The organism is Acidobacteriota bacterium (genome assembly GCA_022340665.1).
In the GTDB taxonomy this organism is placed as follows: domain Bacteria; phylum Acidobacteriota; class Thermoanaerobaculia; order Thermoanaerobaculales; family Sulfomarinibacteraceae; genus Sulfomarinibacter.
The window spans coordinates 70,385-93,444 of record JAJDNM010000010.1 but is presented as its reverse complement, the minus strand read 5'-3'; the positions used below and the strand labels follow the sequence as shown (position 1 = coordinate 93,444).

The window sequence follows — 23,060 nt, the reverse complement described above, 5'->3', positions numbered from 1 at the left end:
GCTGAGTGTCGGACCGCGGCACAGTTCCCCCTCACGGCGTTTATCGGTGATGCCTCGTGTCATAATAGAAGACTGGAAAGGAGAGGGCGGTATGACCGAGTTCGCTCCAATGGACATTCTCGGTAAGAAATTCACCAAAAAATTGCACGGATATGCCGAGCTCGAGGTGCACGAGTACCTGACCGAGCTCGCGCGCGTCGTCGAAGGGCTGTTGCGGGAGCGTGGCGAACTGAAGCAACGGGTGCATCATATGGAACAGGAACTCTCCGCGTTCCGCGAAAGGGAGTCCGCTCTCAAGGAGGCCCTGGTCGCGGCCCAGCGCTCCGCTGAAACCACGATCGAGGTCGCCCGGGCCGAAGGCCAGCGAATCGTCGGTGAGGGCCACGGTCTGGCCGAACGATTGGTCGAAGAGGCCAACCAGCGCGCCCGCAATATCGAGACCATAATCTCGGATCTCCGAAACCGGCGGCGCGAGGTGCGGTCGGAGCTCAATCGAATCGTCGAGCTTCTTCAGGGCATCGTCCAGGACGACCAACGGCGCGAGCGCGAGGAGCCTACCGTTCCCCAGATCGCGACGTTTCAACGGCCGGCGGCGGATCTTACCGAGAACCCCGGATGAGCCTGCTGATCCGAGGCGCCCACCAGGTCGTCACCCCGACTGGAAGCGGCGCGCGACGCGGGCCAGAGCTCGCGATGTTGGATGTCTGGCCCGATGCGGTCATCCGCTGCGACGATCGCCGTATCGTATTCGTTGGTGAGGCATCCGAAGACCAGCGGCGATTTGGCGCTCCCGAGGAAACGCTGGACGTCGATGGCTGTTGCGTCCTTCCGGGTTTCGTTGATCCTCACACGCATCCGGTTTGGGCCGGGTCTCGGGAAGACGAGTTCGACCGCCGCCTCCACGGCGAAAGCTACATGGACATCTCTGCCTCTGGAGGGGGGATCAATTCAACGGTGCGAGCGACTCGAGCGACGAGCCTGGAAAGACTTTTGGCAGGAACGGTGGACCGTCTCGATCGCTTCCTGACGCATGGCACAACCACGATCGAGGCGAAGTCCGGATACGGGCTTGAACTGAACACCGAAGTGCGCATGCTCGAGGTGATCCGCGAAGCCGACCGTTTGCATCCGGTCGATCTCCACCCGACCTGCCTCGCAGCGCACGAGATTCCGCCCGAATATCGACACGATCCGGAAAGCTGGGTACAGCAGCTGATCGAAGATATCCACCCTCGGATCGCGCAGCTCGGCCTGGCCGAGGCGGTGGACGTCTTCTGTGAGACGGGAGTCTTCAGTCTTGACCAGACCCGACGCCTCCTGGCCGATGCCGAGGACTTCGGCTGGGGCATTCACCTCCACGCTGATGAGCTGACGCCGCTTGGCGGGACAGAGCTCGCGGTCGAGCTGAACGCCCTCTCGGCAGATCACCTGATGTGCGTTACCCCGGGGGGCGTGAACGCTCTGTCGAGCTCCGAGACCGTCGCTGTCCTCCTGCCTGGCACCTCCTTCTTTCTCCGCTCGGAATGGGCACCGGCCCGAGAGCTGGTGAACGCTGGCTGTGCGGTGGCGTTGGCAACCGACTGCAACCCCGGCTCCTCACCGACCGAGTCGATGCCGATGATCCTGGCTCTCGCGACTCTCGGCATGGGCCTCGGGGTGGCAGAAGCCGTCACTGCATCGACGCTCAACGCTGCTGCCGCCATCGGTCGGGCACATGAGATCGGCAGCATCGAGGTAGGCAAAAGGGCCGACCTTATCGTCCTTCGAGCACCCACCTATCACCACCTGGTCTACCACTTCGGCGTCAACCCAGTGCGACACGTCGTCAAGAACGGCCGCGTCGTTGTCAGGGATGGGGTACGGACCGCTGCGTCCGCCTGAATCGTTTATAGATCACGCCCAGCAGGAACAACCCGACGATGACGCCGATTCCGGCAGTCGGGTCGGCGTGCCAGCTGACATCGATCTCGCTCCTTCCGGCCGGAGTAGTCGTCGCCACGGCTGCTCCCCATCGCGTCGGCTCGGTTGATCGACCATTGACCGACGCGATCCAATGCCGATCGGCAAGGAGCCTGACGACGAGGGTCGCGGGGACGGGGGTATCGACAACCAGGCGCCTCTCGAGCGGGTTCCATTCCACGATCTCGACAGTGCCCCCAGACGGCACCAGCACCGCGCGGGCCGGGCCGACGAGGGCCATTGTCTCGGCCATGTCCTCCCACCACAACGGGCGGTGCTCCATGACGTCGATCAGGAGGGGATTGCCCGAAATACATTCCGCCACGCGTTCGCCGGCCTCGAGCGGGACGGTTCCGACGTCGAGCGCCGGATCCGGCACAATCTGAAGCGGCGGCATTCCGAAGAGTGGAATCAGCAGTGCCACCAGCGCCGCTATTCGGTTGCTCATTCTCTGGCTGGGAAGAGCCTCGACTATCGCTGGCGTCGCCAGCAACACTGCGGGGAACAACCACCTCCACGGGAACTGAATCCAGTCGAGTGGTGCCACGTATCGCCATACCGGACCTGAAATCCAGGTCGACAGGATGACCGCGATGACCGCCAGAGCTCCCCTTCTCGTCTTCCACGATCCACTCACCAGCAAAGCAGTGAGCAGGCCGACGGCCGCCCATCCCATCGCAATGTTGATGTCGGAAAGGTGGGGACCGGAAACGCCGATAAAATTGCGCAGCGGATTGTGCTCGCCCTCAGTCAGAGCTGACCGGAGCGGGAAATCTGACGCCATCCCAATGAGCGGGAACCAGTGCCAGAGAGTCAGGCCGGCAGCCACCACGAGGGCCGTTCCCAACTGCACGGCGGGTTGTTTCATGATGGCCGTCGGACGATTCCGCTCGCCAGTTTCTAGGCGATCGAGAGCATGGCCAATGACAATCGCGAACACGCTGATCATACCCACCAGCATGGTCGTCGGCGCGTGCATCAACCACAGGACCGAAAACAGAAGTCCCTCGCGCTCCCATCGCCAGCGCCCTTTGGCCGCCGTTTCGAGGACCACCCAGGCAATCGGGACCGCCAGCAGTTGGGCAACCGGAAAGCGGCCGAAGAACTCGGTCAGCATGACCGGCGAGAAGAGCACCAACACGGCCGTCATCAGTCTTGCCCGGCGACGGGACCCCGGTGCGACTGCCACCACCGCCATGGCAGCCAGGACAAGAGCTGCCCGCACACCGCGGCCGCCTGTGCCGAAAATCAAACCCAGTGCACCGCATATTGTCGGGCTCAACGGAGAGTACAGACCGATCCCCGGAGACCCGTACGCCGCGTTGAGATCCGGCAACCACACTGGCAGCGCTCCGGCGTGCAGGCAGCGCATGACCTGCCACGGCCACAACACGTGAACGTAAAGGTCCGTGCCGCGAGGGAAGTAAGGAATCGCGGCCGCAATTGTGACCAACGCCGCTCCGCCGACCAACAACGCTACTTTTTTCACCATGCACCCCCGAGTACAGGTCCTGGATGGGAGCACAGGTTGTGGCCTCGCCAGCGTTTCACCTCAACAACCTATCACGAGGATTGGAACCGGCCGATTCGAGCACATCGAGGGTTACGGACGCGACTTCCTCCACCAGAATCCTGCACGCGCTCCGACAGGACAGGGACGACGGTGTGATCACGTGATGGCCCGGACCTAGCGGAGCGGTACGACTGGGACTGCTGGGGCCGAAAATCGCAACCACCGGGGTCCCAAGACGTGCGGCAAGCTGCATCGGCCCCGAATCGTTGCCGACCAGTAAAGGCAGGCACGTGACTGTGGCCGCGAGGGCTGCGACATCCGCATTCTTTCCGACAATCGGCAGATCGCGACCTAATGAGCGACACAGTTCCTCTGCGATCATGTCCTCACCCGGACCGATCACGACAACCGGCTGGAATCCCTTCGCCAGCAATCGGTCGGCAAGCCGAGCGAAGCAGCGAACCGGCCAACGCTTCGTCTCACCGCGGGCCGACGATGGAGCGAGGCCGACAACGCTGGTCCCATCGCCGGCCGCGCGCAGCGCTTCCCTGCCTTCACCCAACAGATCGAGGGGCAAATCCGGGCACCACGACGGATCCGGGGCCTCGAGCCCGAGCGTGTCGAGAATGGCATCAGCGTCGTGGACCTGGTGCTGACTGCGATCTACCCGACAGGGAGCTGTCAGAAAAACCCGCGCCCCCTCACCCAGACTTCCGGCACACCACGGAGCCATCAGCCGAATGAAGATCTTGGCGCGAGCCGAGTTGCGGAGGGTCACAGCCGACTCGAATCTTCGTCCGTCGCGACGCAGGCGCAGAGCGGAAGAAATCGGCGAAGCCTTTCTCGGGCTCGATACGACACCGACATCCGAAAACACCGCCTTCAGGAAGCGCACCATGTTAGGCCGCGTGTGGAGGGTGGTCATTCCATCTCGATTGCCCTGTACCAGACGGTTGAGCGCGGGCAAGGTCATCATCTGATCGCCGACCCAGTTGGGCAGGTCTACAAGAAGACTCGTCGGCAGACGCCGGGAAGCTGTCATAGGCGAGAGACTAACCCGCGTGATTCATCAAGTCTCGCTGGGACGGCGGCAAGAAGGAGCGCCTCGAAGCGAGCAAACACCGCTGCGTATGATGCATCGCTGGTCGCAAAAGGGACCTCATGAATAATGCGGTTTAGGTGACGTCGACGCGGAGGCGACGGATGGTGCACGCACGACCGGTTTTCTCGTCGGCATCCACCAGCGCACCTCGAAGCTGAATATCTCGCTTTGCCGGCTGAAACGGGCGCGGCGTATTGTAGAGAAATCGTTCGAGTACCTTCTCCGGTCTCATCCCGATGACCGATTCGTAAGGCCCGGTCATGCCGACGTCAGTCTGAAATGCAGTGCCCTGCGGCAGGATGCGTTCGTCAGCCGTCGGCACGTGCGTATGGGTGCCGAGGACCGCGGTCACGCGTCCGTCGAGATACCAGCCCATCCCCTGTTTCTCGGAGGTCGCCTCTGCGTGCATGTCCACCACGATGACCTTGACCTCAGGGTGCTCCCTGGCAATCTCCTCGAGCACTTCGTCAGCACGATGGAACGGATTGTCGATCGGCGCCATCAGTGCCTGCCCCTGGAGATTGATGACCGCAACCGGAATTCCAGTGGCGGTTTCCTCGACGCACCAGCCACATCCCGGGTTGCCCTCCGGGTAGTTGGCCGGCCGCAATAGTGACGGGTGCGCGTCGAGCAGCGGCACGCCCTCCTTCTTGTCCCAGACGTGATTGCCGGTGGTCCAAACCTGAATCGGCAACGCATCGAGCTCCTCGAGCACCGAGGCCGTGATCCCGAATCCGCCTGCCAGGTTCTCGACATTGGCGATTACGAAATCGACGCGCTCCCGGTCGACGACCGATTCCAGCTCGGTGCTGACCGCTCGCCGACCCGCCGAACCCATGACATCACCAATGAAGAGGAGTCGGATCAACGAGCGTACTCCACCGCCCTGGTCTCGCGAATGACCGTGACCTTGATCTGTCCGGGGTAGGTGAGTTCCGCCTCGACCTTCTTCGCGAGATCACGCGCAAGCCAGATCGCGTCTTCGTCCGACACCGATCCCGACTCGACCACGATCCGCAGCTCGCGGCCCGCTTGGATGGCGTAAGCTTTCTCCACCCCCTTGAAGTCCGTTGCCATGCTCTCGAGTTTCTCGAGGCGTTTGATGTAGTTCTCGAGGATCTCACGCCTCGCACCCGGCCGCGCAGCCGACAGCGCATCAGCGGCGGTCACCAGCACGGCCTCGACCGAGTGCGGGTCGTAATCTCCGTGGTGGCACTCCATCGCGTGAATCACCTGTTCCGACTCACCGTGCTTGCGTAACAGCTCGCGGCCCAGCTCGAGGTGGGTTCCGTCCATCTCGCGATCCACCGCCTTGCCGATGTCATGCAGCAGACCGGCTCGCTTTGCGACCTGCGCATCAGCGCCGAGCTCGCCCGCCATGTGATGACTCAGCCAACCCACCTCCATCGAATGTTTGAGCGCGTTCTGACCGTACGAGGAACGGAATTGCAGGCGGCCAAGCAACTTCAAGAGCTCTGGATGGAGGTCGGGAATCCCGGCCTCGAGCGCCGCTGCCTCTCCATCGGCAAGCAGTTTCTCCTCCATCTCGCCCTGCACCTTGGCAACCAACTCTTCGATCCGCCCGGGATGGATCCGACCGTCCTGGATGAGGTTGGCCAATGCCTGTCGGGCAATTTCCCGCCGTACTGGCTCGAAGCACGACAGGATGACCGCACCCGGCGTGTCGTCGACGATCAGGTCGACGCCCGTGGCCTGCTCGAAGGCTCTGATATTGCGACCCTCGCGACCGATGATCCGGCCCTTCATCTCATCCGATGGGAGATCGACGACCGAGACCGTGCTTTCGACCACGTGCTCCGAGGCAATGCGCTGGATCGCCATGGAGATGACCCGTCTGGCCTTTTCCTTGGCTTTTTCCGTGGTCTCGTCTTCGATCCGTTTGACCAGGTTTGCCGCATCGATTCTGGCCTCATTCTCCATCGATCTCAGCAGCTCGGCCTTTGCCTGTTCCACGGTGAGCCCAGCGATTTGTTCGAGCCGGGTTCGTTGCTCGGAGATGGAGCTTTCGAGCTCTTGCTCGCGCTCCACGAGGCGTTCGTTCCTCTCCTGGATGTCGGCTTCCAACGTGACCACTGCTTGGTCGCGTTGAGCGAGATCCGCGTCACGTTCGACGAGCATTTTCTGATTTTCTTCGATTTCTGAAGCGCGCTCGGCAAGTTCGACCCTCAGATCACGGGTCTCGCGCTCGAATTCGGTACGCGCTGCAAGAAGTCGTTCACGCGCCAGTATCTCGGCGTCTTTTTGGATCCGCTGCCCTTCGATCTTGGCCCTGGCTGTTATACGGGTCGCCTCCTTCTCTGCATTGGCGATGAGACGACCCGCCGCGTTGCGCGAACGCCTCCACAACCCCCATTCAACAACTAGTGCGACCAGAGCGAGCAGCAGCAGACCTCCCGCTGCTACCGGAAGTAGTTCCACGATGCACCCCCATGTCAAGGAGCGATCAGTGCAACCAGCGTCAGGTTGGAGCGGACAAAGGTCTCACGAGGATGAAATGGAGGCCCCCGCTTCGGCCGTGTGAGCAACCCTATTTGAACCTGCGAAACCACAGGTGGGTGCCTGTCCCGCACCCGTCTCCCGCCGTGAGGCAGGCATCGGGGCGAAGGAACCCGGCAACCCTTCAAATAGGTGTTGGTTCAACGATAGTTTCACTCATCACCAACCGCGTAGGGACCTCCGAGTTCTTACTTCTCCTTCCCGGCTTCGCCGGGCTTCATGGCCTCTTCGATCTTGGTTACGAGACGTTTGGCCTGTTTCTCCAATCTCTTCTGCCGGGTGTCCTGATCCGATTCTTTTTCCTGAAACAGTTCGTCAGCGATATTCAAGGCGGTCAAGACCGCGATCTTGACCGTGTCTACACTCGAGCTGCGATCGGCAACCTCGCGCATCCGGTAATCGACGAAACGAGCGATCTCCTGGACCCTCGCCTCATCGCCATCCGCACGCAGACCGAGCCGTTGGCCGAATACTTCGACTGTGGCTCTGACGGTCGCCATCGGCTAGTTCCTCCCACGACGAGTATACAGCATCGCAAAATGGAAATCTCGCGCCTGACGAACCCTCAAACGAGCTGCCGATGTCCCGATCCAAACAGCTGAATCGGCCGTTAAGATACACTCGATTTCAGCCATGGAAAACCGAATAAGTACGTCCTCGTCGTTTTCCAGGAATCCGTCGCCAGTGGTGGCCGCAACGGGCGGAAAGCCGTCCTGATGAGTGGCAATGAAGCCATCTCTCGCGAAGGGCTCGGACGGCAGTCACGCCGGTGGTGGATAGGCCCGCCGCTTCTCTTCGTGCTCGGGCTCTATTTCCTTCCCCTCGCCGGATCGCCACCAGCGACGAACCCGAACGAGGTCGCACGCATCGAGCTAGCCGTCTCCCTGGCATTCTGGTCGCAGATCGACATCGCCAGAGCCGCCGGAGTTTACGGCCTTTCCGAGGACGTCTCTTTTCGCGACGGCGGAGTCTACTCCGACAAAGCACCAGGATTGTCTCTGATGGCCGCGCCTCTCGTTTGGATACTGGATCCGATCCTCCCACGCACAACCTCATCGGACCTCCCGGCGTTCTGGCCACTGCGCCACGCCTTGACCCTGCTCCTGGTCGCCCTGCCCGCGGCAGGTCTGGCGTTCCTCCTCGCCGGCGCGGTGCCCAATATCAATCAGACGCAGCGGACCGCCCTCGCGCTCATTACCGCCCTCGCAACTCCGATCTGGACTTACGGCGGCGTGTTCTTCGGCCACGCACCGGCTGCACTGCTGGTGACCCTGGCGTGGCTCGGTCTGCTCGGCTCTCCCGGGACCCGGCGAGACCTCACGACGAGCCGCGCTGTGCTCGGTGGCACGGCAGCGGGTTTCGCGATCACCACCGAGTATCCGACGATACTCATTGTTGCTGTGATCTTCACGACCTTGCTGGTCCGTCGGACCGCAGTTCCACTGCTGGTAAGCGCCGCTGCCGGAACGATCGTCGGCATGTCTCCGGCACTCGTGTATCACCACCTGGCATTCGGCGCACCCTGGATCACCGGCTACACCTTCAAGGCGCATCGAGATTTCCAGGCCATCCACGACACAGGTTTCCTCGGAATTTCTCTGCCAACGATCGAATCTCTGTGGGGCGTCTTGTTCAGCGCCAGCAGGGGCATGTTGTACTACTGTCCACTCCTCGTGTTCGTGCTCCCTGGTCTCCGGAGAATGGTGCATGACCGTGGATGGAGAGATGCCGGTCCGCTTTTGGGGGCCATATCTCTCTATGTCCTGTTCGCCGCTGGTTTCGTCGATTGGCAGGCCGGTTGGTGCGCGGCGGCCCGTCACCTCGTGCCGATCCTTCCGCTCGCTCTGGTTACCGCATTCATCGGCCTTCAGGAATTTTCAACGGGACGGTGGCGCATCGCATGTGTCGCGATACTCGTGTCGATCTCGGCGATTCATGCCGTGTTGTCGATTTCGCTGACTCCCTTTTTCGCGCCCGAGTTCACAGCACCGTTCGCTCAACTGGTGATGCCATCACTTCTCGACGGCGTCGGATTTGCGAACCTCTTCAGTACGGTGTCCGGCGTGGCATCGGTCGCCGTGGTGATCATGGTGGGGGCAATCACCACCGTCGCCGTCGTGCGGTCACTGTTACGGGTTGTTGAAGGGCAACGGCTGTGGTTCGCTGGCGTTTCGCTGGCGACGGTCTTGGCTCTCCTGTCGGTCTATTCATGGGGGGCATCGAAGCAGACGGTCGAGATCGAGATCATGCGTTCTCAGATGCTTCGGCGATTGGGTCACACCGAGACGGCGGAACGAATCGAAGCGTCACTCTCGCGGGCGACTGAGACGCCCGATAATTGACGCGACGCTCACCCTTCACTGGCGAGGGTGGCGTCAATGAGGGAGAGAACCTTGGTCAGGCGTTTGCCGAGATCGTCGCGCTGCTTCTCCAATTCCGCCACGCGCCCGGTGAGCTCTGAGTCCGATTGCAGTTTGGATTCCAGCTCGGCAACCTGAGCAGCCAGTTCAGCTTCAGATTTCTTCGCTGCCTGATAGGCTTTGACCAATTCCTCGATCCTCGACTCGAGCTCCTTGAGCACCGCATCCATTGCCATCGATCCTCCCTTTCAGCTCAGGCGAAGGCGACGCCGAGCTTTTCCGCGAGACCTTGCCGCAATTCCTCGTGCGCGGCGTTGACTTCTTCCTGGGTCAGCGACCTTTCGGAATGACGGTACACCAACCGCAAGGTCGTTCGCACGAGCCGGGGCTCGCCCTTGGGTTTGAATTGCGTCACATAGCTCATTTCTTCGACCCAGTCGCCGGCAAGCGAGCGCACCGCGCTCTCGAGTTCGGCAAAACCAAGTTCCTGAGCGTGTTCGACGGTCATATCCATGACTACCGAAGGGTGCCGAGGCAGGGCTTCGAATCGAGCCAGTGGCGGTTCAGTCGCGAGGCCAAGGTCGATCTCCGCCACCATCACGTCGTGGCGCACGTCCCACCGCTGAGCCAAATCGCGCGACAGCCCTCCGGCCAGCGCGATGACCGTGCCGTCGTCGGTCACCAGTTTGGCACCGGCGTCGGGATCGAGCCACGGATCACCGCCGTTCTTCCAGATGACAGATGGAAGCCCGACGCGGGCCAAGACATCCTCGACGATGCCCTTGAGACGAGAGAATGCATCCTCACGGTTCCCCATGTCACCGGACAGCACGACGCCGAGACGTTCACTCTCGCACGGCCCGCCTTCTTCGCCCAGGCCGAAGACCCGCCCCTGCTCGAACATCGCGATCGACTGCTCGCCCTGATTGAAATTGGTTCCGGCGGCGTCCAACAGACCCGGCAGCAGAGACCGTCGCATCGTGCCCTGTGTTTGGGCGAGGGGGTTTTGTAACGGCAGCGGAGCCCCGAGGCACAGCGGGTGGGTGGCCACCAGTTCGTCGACGTCGGGGTCGATGAAGCTCCAGGTCATGATCTCCACCAGGCCTGTTGCGACTGCCGCATCGCGTGTCCGATCGATGAGTTCCCAGTTGGGGTTCCGGCGCCCGGGGGTGGTCGGCAAAACCGGAAGCTCGGACGGAACGGCGTCATAGCCGACGTGCCGGATGACCTCCTCGTAGAGGTCGGTCACGCGATCGATGTCAACCCGATGCGGCGGCACGCTGACGCGGATGATGTCGCCGGCCAGCTCGGGAGAGAACTCGAGGCCCTGGAGTATCTGCACCGCCCGTTCGGCAGGTATTTCAAGCCCGGCGAATGCCGACAGGGAAGACACCGAGATCTCCATCCGGCGCGCCTCCCACGGCGCGGGATGGATGTCGATCCGCCCGCGACACACTTGGCCTCCCGCGAGCTCGGCGATCAACGCCGCAGCCCGATCGCAGGCTATTGCCGCCATCTCGGGGTCGGTTCCGCGCTCGAATCGATGCGAGGCTTCGGTGTGCATGCCGAGGCGGCGGGCCGTGCGGCGCACCGACAGGGCGTTGAAATGAGCGCTTTCGAGAAGTACGTCGACCGTATCGTCGTGGATCTCCGAATCCGCACCGCCCATGATCCCTGCGAGTGCAACCACGCCTTCACCGTCGGCGATCATGAGCATCGAGGGATCGAGCTCACGCCCTTCGCCGTCCAGCGTTGTGAGTTTCTCGCCGTCCTTCGCGGAACGGACGATGATCTGCCGGCCGCGGACGAGATCGAGGTCGAAGGCGTGCAGCGGTTGTCCCAGCTCGAGAAGAACGAAGTTCGTCGCGTCAACAACCGCGTTGATAGGTCGCACACCACAGTTGAGCAGGCGCCGCTGCATCCAGTCCGGCGAAGCGCCCACACTCACTCCACGAATGATCCTCGCCACATAGCGCGAGCAGAGCTCCGGATCGTCGATCTCGATCGTGACCAAATCGGACGCATCTTCATCATTCTCCGAGAGTTCGAACTCGATCGGTCGGAGTCGGCTGCCCGTTGCCACCGCCGCTTCGCGCGCAAGACCACGGTGATTCATCGTATCTGGACGATTCGTGGTGACCTCGACATCCCACTTCTCGGCACCGTCACCAGGTTCGCGTAGCTCCACCAGACATCCGCAGTCAGTCAGTCTCTCGGCCACCGTGTCGAGATCCGGCGCCCCGTCGAGGTGCTCTACAAGCCAATCAGAATCGAAGATCATGCGAACTGCCTCGTCAGGCGCTGGTCACCGGCGAAGAGCTGCCGGAGATCGGGAATGCCGTAGACCAGCATGGCGATACGGTCGAGACCGAAGCCGAAGGCAAAACCGGTATAGCGGCCGGAATCGACGCCCACCGCCTCGAAGACGCGTGGGTCGACCATGCCCGAACCGAGGATCTCTATCCAGCCGGAGCCCGAGCACACGCCGCAGCCCTTCCGGTCGCAAAAAATGCACGAGATGTCAACCTCGGCCGACGGCTCGGTGAATGGGAAGTACCCGGGACGGAGCCGAACCTCGACATCATCCGAGAAGAGCACGTGAAGAAAGGTCTCGAGCGTCGCCTTGAGGTGGCCGAAGGTGATGCCCTCATCCACCAGGAGACCTTCGATCTGGTGAAACATCGGCGAGTGTCGCAGGTCCGAATCGCGACGGTAGACCCGGCCGGGAGCGATCGTGCGAATCGGCGGCTGGCTTCGCTCCATTACCCGTGCTTGCACCGGAGACGTATGGGTGCGTAGCAGGTAGCCTTGCGGGAGATAGAACGTGTCCTGATCGTCGCGCGCCGGGTGGTCCGGCGGGATGTTGAGGGCCTCGAAGTTATGCCAGTCGTCCTCCACTTCCGGACCCGCTTCGACGTCGTAGCCCATGCGGAGAAAAATTTCCTCGATCCTTCGACGCACGATATGTACCGGGTGCTGGGCGCCGTGGCGCACGGGTTTGCCGGGGAGCGTGACGTCGACCCTTTGAACTCCTGCCGCCATCTCGGCTCGGTGGTCCGCGGTCGCAGCCTTATCGAGCGTCTCCTTGATCAAGTTCTTGAGCTCGTTCAGAGCCTTCCCGTACTCCCGCTTGTCCTCATTGGGCAAATCCCGCAGCGCTGCTGTCAGCTCGTTGAGGACACCGCTCTTCTTGCCGATGTAGGCGACGCGCACCTTCTCCACGGCGTCGGCTTCGCCACCCGCCTTTTCGAGGTCGGCGAGGAACGCGGAGCGCACCTCATCGAGTCGCGCGGTGCTCACCGAGGCCTCAGCTCTCGGCCTGCTTCGTGAGCTCGACGATCTGGGTAAAAGCCTTGGGGTCGCGCACCGCGAGGTCGGCGAGGACCTTGCGATCGAGGTCGCAGCCGACGTTCTTCAGGCCCGAGATGAGAGCCGAGTAGGTGGTGCCATTCTCGCGAGCGGCAGCATTGATTCGTGAGATCCACAGCGTGCGGAACTGACGCTTGCGTTGCTTGCGATCCCGGTATGCATACTGCAAAGATTTGTCGACCTGGATCTTGGCGGTACGGTGCAGCCGGGATTTGCCGCCCCAATAGCCTTCCGCCAGTTTGAGAATTTTCTTGCGTCGGTCCTTGCGATTGGTTGATCTTTTGACGCGCATGCCGCCTCCCTATTTCTGTGCCGCGAGCATTTTCTCGAGCACCTTTGCGTCGCCCGGGGCGACGATGGTGGACGAGCGCAGCTTGCGCTTCCGCTTGCGGGATTTCTTGGTCAGGATATGCGAGTGGTAGGCGTGGTGCCGCTTGAACTTGCCGCTTGCGGTTCGTTTGATCCGTTTTGCAGCGCCACGGTGGGTCTTCAACTTCGGCATAACGAGCTCCTTTTCTCCAAAAGCCTCAAAGCTCCAGTGATCGAGTCTTGACGGCGTTGGTGATGCGGTCCGCCACCTTGGCCAGGGGGTGGACGCCCTCGTCCCTTCGGTGCCGCAGGCGAAGGGAAACAGTTTCGTCATCAGCCTCGCGTTGCCCCACAACCAGGAGGTAGGGCACCTTCATGGTTTCTCCGTCGCGGATCTTGTAGCCGAGTTTCTCCGATCGCCGGTCGACCTCCGCACGCAGCCCCCGAGAAGTCAGCTCGGCAGACACCTTTTCGGCGTAGTCGTTGACCGCATCGGTGATCGGCAGCACCCGGGCCTGTTCCGGCGCGAGCCACGGAGGGAAGTCGCCACCGAAGTGCTCGAGCATCACGCCGTAGAACCTTTCCAGCGAACCCAGGATGGCGCGGTGGATCATGACCGGCCGCTGCTCTTCGCCGTTCGAGTCGACATACGTCAACTCGAACCGCTCGGGCATCTGGAAGTCGAGCTGAATCGTCGCCAGCTGCCAGGAGCGGCCAAGAGCGTCTCGGACATCGAAATCGATCTTCGGGCCGTAGAACGCTCCCTCTCCATCCTTGACTGTGAACTCGACGTCGGTGCGGCTCTCCAGACAGCTCGCAAGAACCGTCTCGGCGTGCTCCCACACCTTCGGGTCGCCCATCGCCTTCGCTGGTCGTGTCGACAGATAGACCGCCACATCTTCAAAAGCAAAAAGCTCATAAATCTCGAAGATGAAATCGAACAGCGAGGTGATCTCCGCTTCGATCTGATCCGGCGTGCAGAAGATATGGGCGTCGTCCTGTGAGAAGCTCCTCACCCGGGTCAGCCCGGTCACGACACCCGATCGCTCGTAGCGGTGGAGGCGGCCGAAATCCGCGATGCGGCGCGGAAGATCGCGGTAGGAGTGAGCCTTGCCACCGAAGAGGACACAGTGCGAGGGGCAGTTCATCGGCTTGATGCTCGAGCTGCGCTCCTCGACGTCGTCGAAGGCGTCGGCGAAAAACATGTCGTCGCGGTAGTTCTCGTAGTGGCCCGATTGCTTCCACAGCTCGACATCGAAGATCTGCGGGGTGATGACCTCTTCGTATCCGTAGGCCACGTACTTCTCCCGCATGAGCTCGATCAGAGCGTTGTAGACCAGCGCTCCGCGCGGGTGGAAGAACGGGCTCGCCGGAGCCACCTGGTGGAACGAGAAGAGATCGAGCTCGCGGCCCAGCCGCCGATGATCGCGGCGTTTGAGCTCCTCGAGGCGCGCGAAGTACGCATCGAGCTCCTTCTTGGTGGCGAACGCCGTACCATAGATGCGCTGCAGCATCTCGTTGCGCTCGTCACCCCTGAAATAGGCTCCCGAAGCTTCCAGCAACCGGACCGCGCCGATCTGCGACGTGCGCTGTACGTGCGGTCCGCGGCAGAGATCGAGGAATGGGCCGTGAGAGTACAGGGTGATGGTTTCGCCTTCCGGAATCGCGTCCAGGCGCACCAGCTTGATGTCCTCCCCACGTTCCGTCATCACCCGACGAACCTCGTCACGATCGGCCTCTCGCCGCTCGAATTCGAGATCGTCTGCGATGATCTGCGCCATTTCTTGCTCGATCTTTTCGAAATCCTCGGGCTTGAAGGCCCGCGGAAACCGAAAGTCGTACTGATATTTTTCGGAGTGGTCCTGCCGTCCGGCATCTATCGGAGTCCCTGGCCACAGGCGCTTGACCGCATCGGCCAGCACGTGCTCGGCAGAATGGCGGATCACGTCACCGGCTTCAGGGTCCTTCGGCGTAATGATGCGAAGGTCGGCGTCGGCGGTGAGTGGGGTCCGCAGATCGACCAGATCCCCATTGACGATACCCGCCACCGTGTCACGGGCAAGCCGGGGGCCGATGGCCTCGGCTACCTCGAGGACGGTGACACCGGCGGGGAACTCCCGCTCGCTTCCGTCCGGTAGGCTCACCCGAACTGTTTCGCTCATCTCGTTCTCCTGTCGATGCGCCAGTCGAGACTGGCTCGAACGCTCTTCAAAAACACAAAAACCCGACCACGGGGTCGGGCAACAAAAGTGGTAGGCGCGCGCGGACTCGAACCGCGGACTTCATCCGTGTGAGGGATGCGCTCTAACCAACTGAGCTACGCGCCTTCACGGATCCACAAATGGTAGGCGCGAGCGGACTCGAACCGCTGACCCCTACCGTGTCAAGGTAGTACTCTAACCAGCTGAGCTACGCGCCTATTTTCCTGAGATCAATGCTCGCCGCGTCGAACGGTCGAACATCCACTCAGGGACTACGGACGGGTGGTCCCGTGGACGCTTCCGACCCGCCTTCGTCGTGTTGACTAACAAAGAACAACCCCTCAAAAAGGGGGATGGGAGCATAGCAACGGGCCCACAAACTGTCAACTCTGTGGTGTGTTACCGTCGACGCCGATGCAACCTCGATGGATCGTCATCTTCTCTGCACAGGGAGCGCCCGAGGAAGATCAGGTGCGCTCGTTTCTCGCCGCCCATGGCATAAAAACGGCGACCCGCGGTGAGGCGTTGCGAAAGACTCACGGTCTGACCCTCGATGGGCTCGGTCAGGTGGAGATCCTGGTCGCCCCGGAGGACGCCGACGAGGCAAGACGGCTCCTCTCTGCTGTGGAACGCGGCGAGTTCACACTCGGCGACCGTCCGGAGAACTGACCGGGTCGGGCCTCTTGGTCGCCGACCTTACTGCGCACGACACCTCGCCGCCCTCGCCACGAGACCTCATGAATAATGCGGGCTAGCCGTCTTTTCGCAAGCCGAGCTCCTCGAGCTGCTTCGAGTCGACTCCCGAAGGTGCCCGGGTCATCAGGCAGGTGGCAGACGTCGTTTTTGGAAAGGCGATGACATCGCGAATCGATTCTCGACCTGCCATCAACATCACCAGTCGGTCCAGCCCGAGCGCGATGCCACCGTGCGGCGGTACTCCGTAACGAAACGCCTCGAGCAGAAAACCGAAGCGCGACCGTGCCTCATCGGCATCTATGCCGAGGGCTGCAAAGACCTTTGCCTGGAGCTCAGGGTCGTGGATCCTGATCGACCCCCCCCCGAGCTCGACGCCATCCATGACCACGTCATATGCACGGGCGTGCGCGGCTGCCGGATCGCTGTCGAGCAGCGCAGCATCCTCGATCCGCGGTGAGGTGAACGGGTGGTGCATGGCGTAGTACCGGTGGTCGTCCTGATCCCACTCGAGGAGAGGGAAATCTGTCACCCACAGGAAATCGTGGCGACCTTCCTGGATGAGACCGTTCTCGCGCGCGAGGTGGAGTCTGAGGGCACCGAGGGCGGCGAAGACCATCGCTTCAGCACCACCGATCGCGAGCAACAGATCGTCTTCTCCGGCACTGGCGCCCTCGAGAAACCGCAAGACGCCGTCGTCGCCGAGGGCCTTCTTGGCCGGCGAGGCGACTCCGTCCTGGGTGCGTTTGAACCACAGCACCCCGGCCGCGCCGTGCGGTCGAACCACCTCCGCCAGGTTGTCGAGTTGTTTGCGCGACAGCGCAGCACCACCCGAAAGCACGAGGCCCTTCACCCTGCCTTCAGCGGCTGCCTGCTCGAGGACCCTGAATCCGCAACCTTCGGCCAGCTCTCCCAGCTCCACCAGCTCCAGGCCAAAACGCGTGTCAGGTCGGTCTGTACCGAACCTTTCCAGGGCGTCGCGGTACGTCAGGCGGGGAAACGGTAGCTGTGGCTCGATGCCGACAATGGGAAAGATCCTCGCAAAAAGCCCCTCGATCAGCGAGTAGATGTCCTCCTCACAAACGAAGGACGCCTCGATATCAACCTGGGTGAACTCGGGCTGCCGGTCCGCGCGCAGGTCTTCGTCCCGGAAACACCGCGAAATCTGCATGTACCGTCCGCAGCCGGCAACCTGGAGGAGCTGTTTGAAGAGCTGTGGCGACTGGGGCAGCGCGTAGAACGATCCCTCGTGGATCCTCGATGGGACGAGAAAGTCGCGTGCACCCTCCGGGGTCGATCGCGTCAATATCGGGGTTTCCACGTCGATGAAACCCATTTCATCGAAGAAACCGCGGATCTCCGTCACCACTCGGTGCCGCAGCGTGAGGTTCGCCATCATCTCGGGGCGTCTCAGATCGAGATACCGGTGGGTGAGCCGCAGCTCCTCGGACGCATTGACCCTGTTCTCGACCACGAACGGCGGCGTCGCCGCCGTGTTGAGGACCTCGAGCCCCTCGACCTTGATCTCGATCTCGCCGCTCGCCAGCTCCGGATTGGCCTGCCCCTCGGCTCGTTCGCGGACGGTACCGGTGACTTTCACCACATCTTCGGGGGAGAGCCGCTCACCTTCCGCCACCAGCTCTTCTTCAAAGACGAGCTGGAGGAAACCACTCCGATCACGAAGGTCGACGAAGACCAATCCGCCGAGATCACGGCGGCGACGCACCCAACCGACGACTTCGATCCGTTCTCCGAGCTGGTCGCGGCCGAGGCTCGCGCACCATGGCCTGTCCCAAGCGCTGGTGGTCATGCTTCTCTCCGATTCAAATTTGGCTTTCCATGCATTCCCGGTTTAATCGTCGCTTTGGCGAGAGATCAGCCCCATCACGTACGCCGGCACCTCTTCCACGAGAACCGCCTCCTGCTCACCCCTATCGAGGTCGCGCACCACCGCGGTGCTGTTGGTCATTTCTTCCTCGCCCAGAATCACGGCGGCGCGGGCATCGATCTTGCCAGCCCATTTGAGGCCGGCCTTGAGTGAGCGGCCCGTCACTTCTGTGGAAACCGAGACTCCACGCTGAGCGAGATCCCGCGCCAGCGCTAACGCAGCGGAGGTCGCTGGGTCACCGACCGGCAGCACCGCCACACATGGCCTGTCGATGACCCTGGTTGTGAAAGACTCGGGCAGAACGTCGATCAGGCGGTCCTCACCTATGGCAAAACCGGTGGCAGGCACGTGCTTGCCACCAAGATCGGAGATCAAACGGTCGTACCTACCCCCGCCACAGATGACAGTGTCTTCTCCGAGCTGCGGAGAAACAACCTCGAAGACCGTGCGCAGATAGTAGTCGATGCCGCGCACCAATCTCGGCGCTCGCCGCACCGGGATGTCGAGTGCGAGGAGCCCCGCCTCGACCGCCTTGACGTGGGTCCTGGCTTCATCGCTCACGACCTCCGCGATCGGCGTCGTGTCAGACACCAGTTCGCGACATCGTTCCACCTTGCAGTCGAGGATACGAAGGGGGTTGGAATCCCATCGTCGCTGGCAATCCGCGCACAGCTCATCACGCCTCTGGCTGAGCTCCTTTTTGAATCCGTTGACAAACCGAACTCGATCTTCAGGGTCACCGAGGTTATTGAGGACAATGACCAGATCCGCAAAACCGAGAGCTGACAGGAAAGAGTGAAGAACAAGCAGGACCTCGACATCGGCCTGGGGCTCCGTGGACCCGAAGAGCTCGATGCCGATCTGGGCGAACTGGCGGTAGCGGCCGCGCTGCATCTTCTCGTACCTGAACATCGGGCCGAAATAGCTCAGGCGAAGTGGAAGCGGCCTTTGCCCGAGGCCATTCTCGATATACGCACGTGCCACGCCGGCGGTGCCCTCCGGGCGCAGCGTCAACGAACGACCCTTGCGGTCATCGAAGGTATACATTTCCTTGCTGACGATGTCCGTATCCTCTCCGACCGAGCGCACGAATAGCTCGGTCGGCTCCATCACCGGCAACCGAATTTCGTCGTAACCGAACCCGCCGAAAACACGATGAGCCACCCGTTCGACTTCCACCCAAAGCCTCGATTCCGGTGGCAGAATGTCCCGGGTTCCCTTGACTTTACGAATCATCGATCACTCTCCAGAGCCTGAAACGGCCTCGTTGGATCTGTCACACACTCGACCCGCGATCGGGGAAGCGCACGCTACCACATGCCTTCCTAGGGCGGCAACATCCAAGTCGAAAATGAGCCGCACAAGCGCCCGTAAATCAGCAGCTTGTGGATTCATCAAAAATGTGTCCCAACTCCAACGGCCTCAAAATGAAAGACATCCAAGAAAGTTATTGAAAAGAAATGACTTAACAGTCGCCTGCCCGCTCGTCACCGCTCTCGTCAAATCACTGCGTTTACACTGCCTTAACCTGATTTCCACAGCCTTTTCCACAGCCGTTTTCGTCGCCCTTGCTGAACCGAAGACCCCGCTCTCCAAGAGGTTAGCCCGCATCATTCATGAGGTCTAGTTGCGAGGCTTCGCCGCATTAGGGACTTCATGAATGATGCGGGCTAGCAGCTGTCCGGATACGGTTCGTCCCAGACACATTTCCCACGCCGCAGTATCTCTGGCTCGCTCCACCTGAGATCGATCAGAGTACTGACCTCCCCGCCCGCAGTAGCGCCGGCATCGAGGGTGATATCCGGCGCATCGACTAACGACGCGAGCGCCCCGTCGACAGTCGTGAACGGTGGGGTCCCATGGCGATTTGCAGAAGTTCCTGTGAGCGGGCCCACCCCGTAGAGCAGCGCACGGAGCTCGGCGTATGCCGGAATCCGAACTGCGAGGCTATCACCTCGAGCAGCCGGAATATCGCCGATCGCAGGCAGAACCACGGTCAGTGCCGCGGGCCAGAACCTCCCGAGCTTGACTCGGAAATGGTCCGGAACCACGACCAGAGATTCCACCTGCTGCCAATCGGCACACAGAACCGGGAGACCGAGCTCCGAAGGACGGTCTTTCATCGAATATATCCGTCTCACGGCGCCACTATCCATCGGATCAACGCCGAGGCCATAAAAGCTCTCCGTCGGCAGTAGAAGGACACCACCGTCTTTGACAACGTCCCAGCAGGTCTGAACCGCGTCGGCCACGTCCTCCGGCTCGACAAAAGGCAGGCGAACCATCATTCCTCGAGAAGCGTTCGGGCGTGGGCGAGGGCCGAATCGGTGAGCCCCTCACCGGCCAACATACGCGCAACCTCCGACGCCCGTTGTTCATCTTCGAGAGGGGAAACGTGGGTCGTCGCTCGGTCCTCCGACACAATCTTCTCGACCCTGAAGTGACCCCGAGCCTTGGCTGCGACCTGCGGCAAATGGGTCACCACCAGCACTTGGTCCTCCACCGAGAGATCTGAGAGAAGATCGGCCAGGGCGGCTGCTGTCGCCCCACCCAAACCGGAATCCACCTCGTCAAAGAGTTGCGTCAGCCCGACCACCGATCGTCGTTGGCGGAGCACTGTTCGGATCGCGAGATGCACTCGGGACAACTCCCCCCCGGAGGCAATCCGCGCCATCGGCCGTGGCTCTTCCCCGGGATTCGCAGCAATCAGAAGCACACACTCGTTGACGCCATCCGCATCGAACGCCACCCGCTCCCCATCCCTCGACAACGGGCTCGACGAATCGATCCGCGGCCGCCAGCGAAACTCGAGCCGGGTTCCATCCATTGCGAGCCGGGCGAGCACTTCTTCGACCGCAGCCGTCAGTTCGATCCCGGTGGCGAGCCGCGCTGTGTCGAGCTCTCTCGCACTCGCGTCGAAATTCCGCAGTGCGGCGTTGGCAGCGTCCTCCGCAGCGTCGAGCCGCTCTTCGACAGATAGCAGCTCCGAGCGTTCCTGAACCAGAACGTTGCGATGGGCGAGAACATCCGATAGGGTCCCGCCGTACTTGAGCATCAACTGATCGAGCGCGTGAAGCCTCGATTCGGCGACATCCAGCTCGCCCGGGTTTATATCGATGACGTCTCCCAGTGACTGGATCTCGCGAACCAATTCCTCGACGTTGATTCGCGCCTCGACCAGGTGGCCTACGCCGGTTTCGAAGGACACGCCGCACTCGGCCATGTCCTCGACCGCGCGTTCGGCTCGGGCGAGCTCATCGACGACCGCCGATTCTCCGTCACTCAACCGTGCGAGTAGCGAAGACCTCAGATCGGCGAGACGCGCCGCGTGCCGAAGCACGAGACGTCGTCGCCTGAGCTCCTCATCCTCGCCATCCTCCGGGTTGACGGCGTCGATTTCCTGAAGTTGAAAGCTGATGGTGTCGAGACGATCACGTCGCGATTTTTGCTGTTCCCGAAGCCGATCGAGCTCTGCCGACGCTTCTCGCCACGTCGCGTACAGCGTCCTCGTGCGTTGCAGCAGCTCGTGGTGAGCACCGTAGTCGTCGACCAGGCGGCGCTGCACGTCGCTATCAGCAAGACCATGTTGTTCGTGCTGGCCATGGATCGCGAGCAGATAGGGTGCTACTCGCTGGAGGGCGCCGGCGGTGACCGTGACGTCGTTGATCCACGCACGACCACGCCCTTCGCCAGTGAGCTCGCGACGAAGGACTATTGTTTGAGACGGGCGTACGCCAAGATCATCCAGAACCGCATCAAGGGGTGTACCTCGCGGCACCACAAAAACGCCCTCCACCCTGAGCCGCGAATCACCGGAGCGCACCATATCTGATTGAGCTCTCCCTCCGGCGAGGAGTTTGAGCGATTCAACGAGGAGCGACTTCCCCGCACCGGTCTCTCCAGTCAACACCGAGAAACCTTCACCGAACTCGAGTTCGATGTCGGAGATGATGCCGAGACCGCGGACGGACAGACGTTCGAGCATTGGCGATCATCGTATCCAAGACCACGGGTGAGGTCTACCATCGCCGTCTCCTGGGCGCAGGCGGGTTACAATCGTGTCCACCCTGGAGGTCAGCATGAGCCATCCACCCACTCCCACAATCCGTCAACTGGACTCGGTCGAAGCTGTCACGGTGCCGCGCTGTCGAGGCGCATCATTGAAAATACTCGTGGGTTCAGAAAGCGGTGCAGCCAACTTCATCACCCGCCAATTCACCCTCCAACCCAACGGGCGCATTCCCAGCCACCGTCACGATCAGATCGAGCACTCGCAGATGGTGCTCGAGGGCACAATGGTGATCGGTCTCGACGAGCGAGAAATCGAGGTTGGGCCCGGCGACAGCATTTTCATCCCGCCGGGTGTCGCTCACTGGTACGAGAATCGCGGCCCGGAGGCGGTTCGATTCCTGTGCGTTGTGCCGAATACGGAGGACTACCAGACGGAGTGGCTGGAGGCCGCCGCGGAGTGAATTCGGAATTCGGAATTCGGAATTCGGATTTACCGCCCACTCCTCCCAGAAAATCCGCGGAGCGGGGGCCGTGCACGGTCGGGTTGACCGGCGGTCTTGCGACCGGAAAATCGACCGTCGCAAGGATTCTCGAAAGTCAAGGAGTACCTGTTTTCGACGCTGACGAAGCCGTTCACGACCTATACGAGCCGGGCCGTGCCGGTTCGAAAGCCGTTGCGGATCTCTTCGGTGCCGCCGTCCTCGATGCCGAGGGCGGAGTCTCCAGGTCTGTTCTCTCTGAACGGGTACTCGGAAACGAAACAGCGCGTCTTCGCCTCGAGGAGGCGATCCACCCATTGGTGCGCGGCGCGGTTGGCGAGTGGCTCGAATCAGTCGAGGATCGTCCATTCGCAGTGGTCGAAGCGGCGCTTCTCGCGGAGACCGGATATTACAGTGAATACGACATCCTGATGGTCGTCTGGTGTGATCCGCACCAACAACTCGAACGCGCCACGGCCAGAGGAGTGCCGACGAACCGCGCCCGTGGTCTGATCAACGCCCAGCTTCCCCTCTCCGAGAAGAAGGAGTTGGCGGACGTGCTGGTAGACAACCGGGGCAATCTGGAGGAGCTGGCGGCAGAAGTCTATCGCGCATGGTCAGAGGTCCATCGACTGTGCGCCAACCGCCGGGCCACCTGA

Annotated in this window: 21 protein-coding genes, 2 tRNA genes and 1 other RNA gene; 6 read left to right on the top strand and 18 right to left on the bottom strand. The window is 61.8% G+C overall.

Annotation, left to right across the window (positions count from 1 at the left end; all coding sequences use genetic code 11):
* Positions 1-91: 91 nt before the first annotated feature.
* Together LJE93_01620 and hutI are read left to right on the top strand one after the other, a co-directional pair.
* On the top strand, positions 92-619 hold the full coding sequence (locus tag LJE93_01620) for a DivIVA domain-containing protein (GenBank protein MCG6947598.1): 528 nt from the start codon (positions 92-94) through the stop codon (positions 617-619).
* A complete protein-coding gene (hutI, locus tag LJE93_01615) occupies positions 616-1,881 on the top strand; it encodes an imidazolonepropionase (GenBank protein ID MCG6947597.1) in 1,266 nt (421 codons plus the stop codon). Before LJE93_01620 ends, hutI begins: the two co-directional genes overlap by 4 nt.
* On the opposite strand, the gene LJE93_01610 is transcribed toward hutI, so the two are convergent.
* The 6 genes from LJE93_01610 to LJE93_01585 all read right to left on the bottom strand — a co-directional run bounded on the left by LJE93_01610 (position 1,847) and on the right by LJE93_01585 (position 7,591).
* A complete protein-coding gene (locus LJE93_01610; GenBank protein ID MCG6947596.1) occupies positions 1,847-3,451 on the bottom strand; it encodes a hypothetical protein in 1,605 nt (534 codons plus the stop codon). The genes hutI and LJE93_01610 overlap by 35 nt on opposite strands.
* A 55-nt stretch (positions 3,452-3,506) precedes the next feature.
* On the bottom strand, positions 3,507-4,514 hold the full coding sequence (locus tag LJE93_01605; protein MCG6947595.1) for a hypothetical protein: 1,008 nt from the start codon (positions 4,512-4,514) through the stop codon (positions 3,507-3,509).
* Positions 4,515-4,647: 133 nt separating this feature from the next.
* A complete protein-coding gene (locus LJE93_01600) occupies positions 4,648-5,439 on the bottom strand; it encodes a TIGR00282 family metallophosphoesterase (protein ID MCG6947594.1) in 792 nt (263 codons plus the stop codon).
* Positions 5,439-7,013, bottom strand: a complete 1,575-nt coding sequence (gene rny, locus LJE93_01595) for a ribonuclease Y (protein MCG6947593.1) — start codon at positions 7,011-7,013, stop codon at positions 5,439-5,441. Before rny ends, LJE93_01600 begins: the two co-directional genes overlap by 1 nt.
* Positions 7,014-7,092: 79 nt before the next feature.
* Positions 7,093-7,271, bottom strand: a non-coding RNA gene (gene ssrS, locus LJE93_01590) — 6S RNA.
* Between the two features lie 8 nt (positions 7,272-7,279).
* A complete protein-coding gene (locus tag LJE93_01585; GenBank protein MCG6947592.1) occupies positions 7,280-7,591 on the bottom strand; it encodes a cell division protein ZapA in 312 nt (103 codons plus the stop codon).
* 216 nt (positions 7,592-7,807) lie between these two features.
* Here LJE93_01585 and LJE93_01580 point away from each other — a divergent pair, with 216 nt between their 5' ends.
* Positions 7,808-9,433, top strand: a complete 1,626-nt coding sequence (locus LJE93_01580) for a hypothetical protein (protein MCG6947591.1) — start codon at positions 7,808-7,810, stop codon at positions 9,431-9,433.
* Between the two features lie 8 nt (positions 9,434-9,441).
* Here LJE93_01580 and LJE93_01575 read toward each other — a convergent pair whose 3' ends face one another.
* The 8 genes from LJE93_01575 to LJE93_01540 all read right to left on the bottom strand — a co-directional run bounded on the left by LJE93_01575 (position 9,442) and on the right by LJE93_01540 (position 15,548).
* Entirely contained in the window at positions 9,442-9,687 is a 246-nt protein-coding gene (locus LJE93_01575; GenBank protein ID MCG6947590.1) for a hypothetical protein, read from the bottom strand.
* Between the two features lie 17 nt (positions 9,688-9,704).
* Entirely contained in the window at positions 9,705-11,732 is a 2,028-nt protein-coding gene (gene pheT / locus LJE93_01570; protein MCG6947589.1) for a phenylalanine--tRNA ligase subunit beta, read from the bottom strand.
* Entirely contained in the window at positions 11,729-12,751 is a 1,023-nt protein-coding gene (pheS, locus tag LJE93_01565) for a phenylalanine--tRNA ligase subunit alpha (GenBank protein ID MCG6947588.1), read from the bottom strand. Before pheS ends, pheT begins: the two co-directional genes overlap by 4 nt.
* A 7-nt stretch (positions 12,752-12,758) precedes the next feature.
* Complete coding sequence (gene rplT / locus LJE93_01560) at positions 12,759-13,112, bottom strand: 50S ribosomal protein L20 (protein ID MCG6947587.1); 354 nt, start codon at positions 13,110-13,112, stop codon at positions 12,759-12,761.
* Positions 13,113-13,121: 9 nt separating this feature from the next.
* On the bottom strand, positions 13,122-13,322 hold the full coding sequence (gene rpmI / locus LJE93_01555) for a 50S ribosomal protein L35 (protein MCG6947586.1): 201 nt from the start codon (positions 13,320-13,322) through the stop codon (positions 13,122-13,124).
* A 25-nt stretch (positions 13,323-13,347) separates the two neighbouring features.
* Positions 13,348-15,291, bottom strand: coding sequence for a threonine--tRNA ligase (gene thrS / locus LJE93_01550; GenBank protein MCG6947585.1), 1,944 nt, complete (start codon positions 15,289-15,291; stop codon positions 13,348-13,350).
* Between the two features lie 88 nt (positions 15,292-15,379).
* A tRNA-Val gene (locus tag LJE93_01545) sits at positions 15,380-15,456 on the bottom strand.
* Between the two features lie 15 nt (positions 15,457-15,471).
* Positions 15,472-15,548: transfer RNA gene (locus LJE93_01540), tRNA-Val, on the bottom strand.
* Positions 15,549-15,744: 196 nt separating this feature from the next.
* Here LJE93_01540 and LJE93_01535 point away from each other — a divergent pair.
* Positions 15,745-15,999 carry a hypothetical protein gene (locus LJE93_01535; protein MCG6947584.1) on the top strand — a complete coding sequence of 85 codons (255 nt, stop codon included), beginning with the start codon at positions 15,745-15,747 and terminating at the stop codon, positions 15,997-15,999.
* An 82-nt stretch (positions 16,000-16,081) separates the two neighbouring features.
* On the opposite strand, the gene aspS is transcribed toward LJE93_01535, so the two are convergent.
* The 4 genes from aspS to recN all read right to left on the bottom strand — a co-directional run bounded on the left by aspS (position 16,082) and on the right by recN (position 21,896).
* Positions 16,082-17,833, bottom strand: coding sequence for an aspartate--tRNA ligase (gene aspS, locus LJE93_01530; protein ID MCG6947583.1), 1,752 nt, complete (start codon positions 17,831-17,833; stop codon positions 16,082-16,084).
* Positions 17,834-17,875: 42 nt separating this feature from the next.
* The gene (gene hisS / locus LJE93_01525) at positions 17,876-19,147 is read right to left on the bottom strand and encodes a histidine--tRNA ligase (protein MCG6947582.1); all 1,272 of its coding nucleotides are present in this window, start codon (positions 19,145-19,147) and stop codon (positions 17,876-17,878) included.
* A 434-nt stretch (positions 19,148-19,581) separates the two neighbouring features.
* Positions 19,582-20,199: a threonylcarbamoyl-AMP synthase gene (locus LJE93_01520; protein MCG6947581.1), complete on the bottom strand. Its 618-nt coding sequence runs from the start codon at positions 20,197-20,199 to the stop codon at positions 19,582-19,584.
* Positions 20,196-21,896, bottom strand: coding sequence for a DNA repair protein RecN (recN, locus tag LJE93_01515; protein ID MCG6947580.1), 1,701 nt, complete (start codon positions 21,894-21,896; stop codon positions 20,196-20,198). Before recN ends, LJE93_01520 begins: the two co-directional genes overlap by 4 nt.
* Before the next feature lie 94 nt (positions 21,897-21,990).
* Here recN and LJE93_01510 point away from each other — a divergent pair, with 94 nt between their 5' ends.
* Positions 21,991-22,383 carry a cupin domain-containing protein gene (locus tag LJE93_01510; GenBank protein ID MCG6947579.1) on the top strand — a complete coding sequence of 131 codons (393 nt, stop codon included), beginning with the start codon at positions 21,991-21,993 and terminating at the stop codon, positions 22,381-22,383.
* On the top strand, positions 22,380-23,060 hold the full coding sequence (gene coaE, locus LJE93_01505) for a dephospho-CoA kinase (GenBank protein ID MCG6947578.1): 681 nt from the start codon (positions 22,380-22,382) through the stop codon (positions 23,058-23,060). The genes LJE93_01510 and coaE overlap by 4 nt, the downstream gene beginning before the upstream one ends.

Coding starts and splice junctions, on each gene's coding strand:
- LJE93_01605 (MCG6947595.1), bottom strand. CDS start 4,514: ATGACAGCTTCCCGGCGTCTGCCGACGAGTCTTCTTGTAGACCTGCCC.
- LJE93_01620 (MCG6947598.1), top strand. CDS start 92: ATGACCGAGTTCGCTCCAATGGACATTCTCGGTAAGAAATTCACCAAA.
- aspS (MCG6947583.1), bottom strand. CDS start 17,833: ATGACCACCAGCGCTTGGGACAGGCCATGGTGCGCGAGCCTCGGCCGC.
- pheT (MCG6947589.1), bottom strand. CDS start 11,732: ATGATCTTCGATTCTGATTGGCTTGTAGAGCACCTCGACGGGGCGCCG.
- recN (MCG6947580.1), bottom strand. CDS start 21,896: ATGCTCGAACGTCTGTCCGTCCGCGGTCTCGGCATCATCTCCGACATC.
- LJE93_01610 (MCG6947596.1), bottom strand. CDS start 3,451: ATGGTGAAAAAAGTAGCGTTGTTGGTCGGCGGAGCGGCGTTGGTCACA.
- LJE93_01520 (MCG6947581.1), bottom strand. CDS start 20,199: ATGATGGTTCGCCTGCCTTTTGTCGAGCCGGAGGACGTGGCCGACGCG.
- hisS (MCG6947582.1), bottom strand. CDS start 19,147: ATGATTCGTAAAGTCAAGGGAACCCGGGACATTCTGCCACCGGAATCG.
- LJE93_01535 (MCG6947584.1), top strand. CDS start 15,745: ATGCAACCTCGATGGATCGTCATCTTCTCTGCACAGGGAGCGCCCGAG.
- LJE93_01580 (MCG6947591.1), top strand. CDS start 7,808: ATGAGTGGCAATGAAGCCATCTCTCGCGAAGGGCTCGGACGGCAGTCA.
- LJE93_01585 (MCG6947592.1), bottom strand. CDS start 7,591: ATGGCGACCGTCAGAGCCACAGTCGAAGTATTCGGCCAACGGCTCGGT.
- thrS (MCG6947585.1), bottom strand. CDS start 15,291: ATGAGCGAAACAGTTCGGGTGAGCCTACCGGACGGAAGCGAGCGGGAG.
- LJE93_01575 (MCG6947590.1), bottom strand. CDS start 9,687: ATGGCAATGGATGCGGTGCTCAAGGAGCTCGAGTCGAGGATCGAGGAA.
- hutI (MCG6947597.1), top strand. CDS start 616: ATGAGCCTGCTGATCCGAGGCGCCCACCAGGTCGTCACCCCGACTGGA.
- rpmI (MCG6947586.1), bottom strand. CDS start 13,322: ATGCCGAAGTTGAAGACCCACCGTGGCGCTGCAAAACGGATCAAACGA.
- rplT (MCG6947587.1), bottom strand. CDS start 13,112: ATGCGCGTCAAAAGATCAACCAATCGCAAGGACCGACGCAAGAAAATT.
- LJE93_01510 (MCG6947579.1), top strand. CDS start 21,991: ATGAGCCATCCACCCACTCCCACAATCCGTCAACTGGACTCGGTCGAA.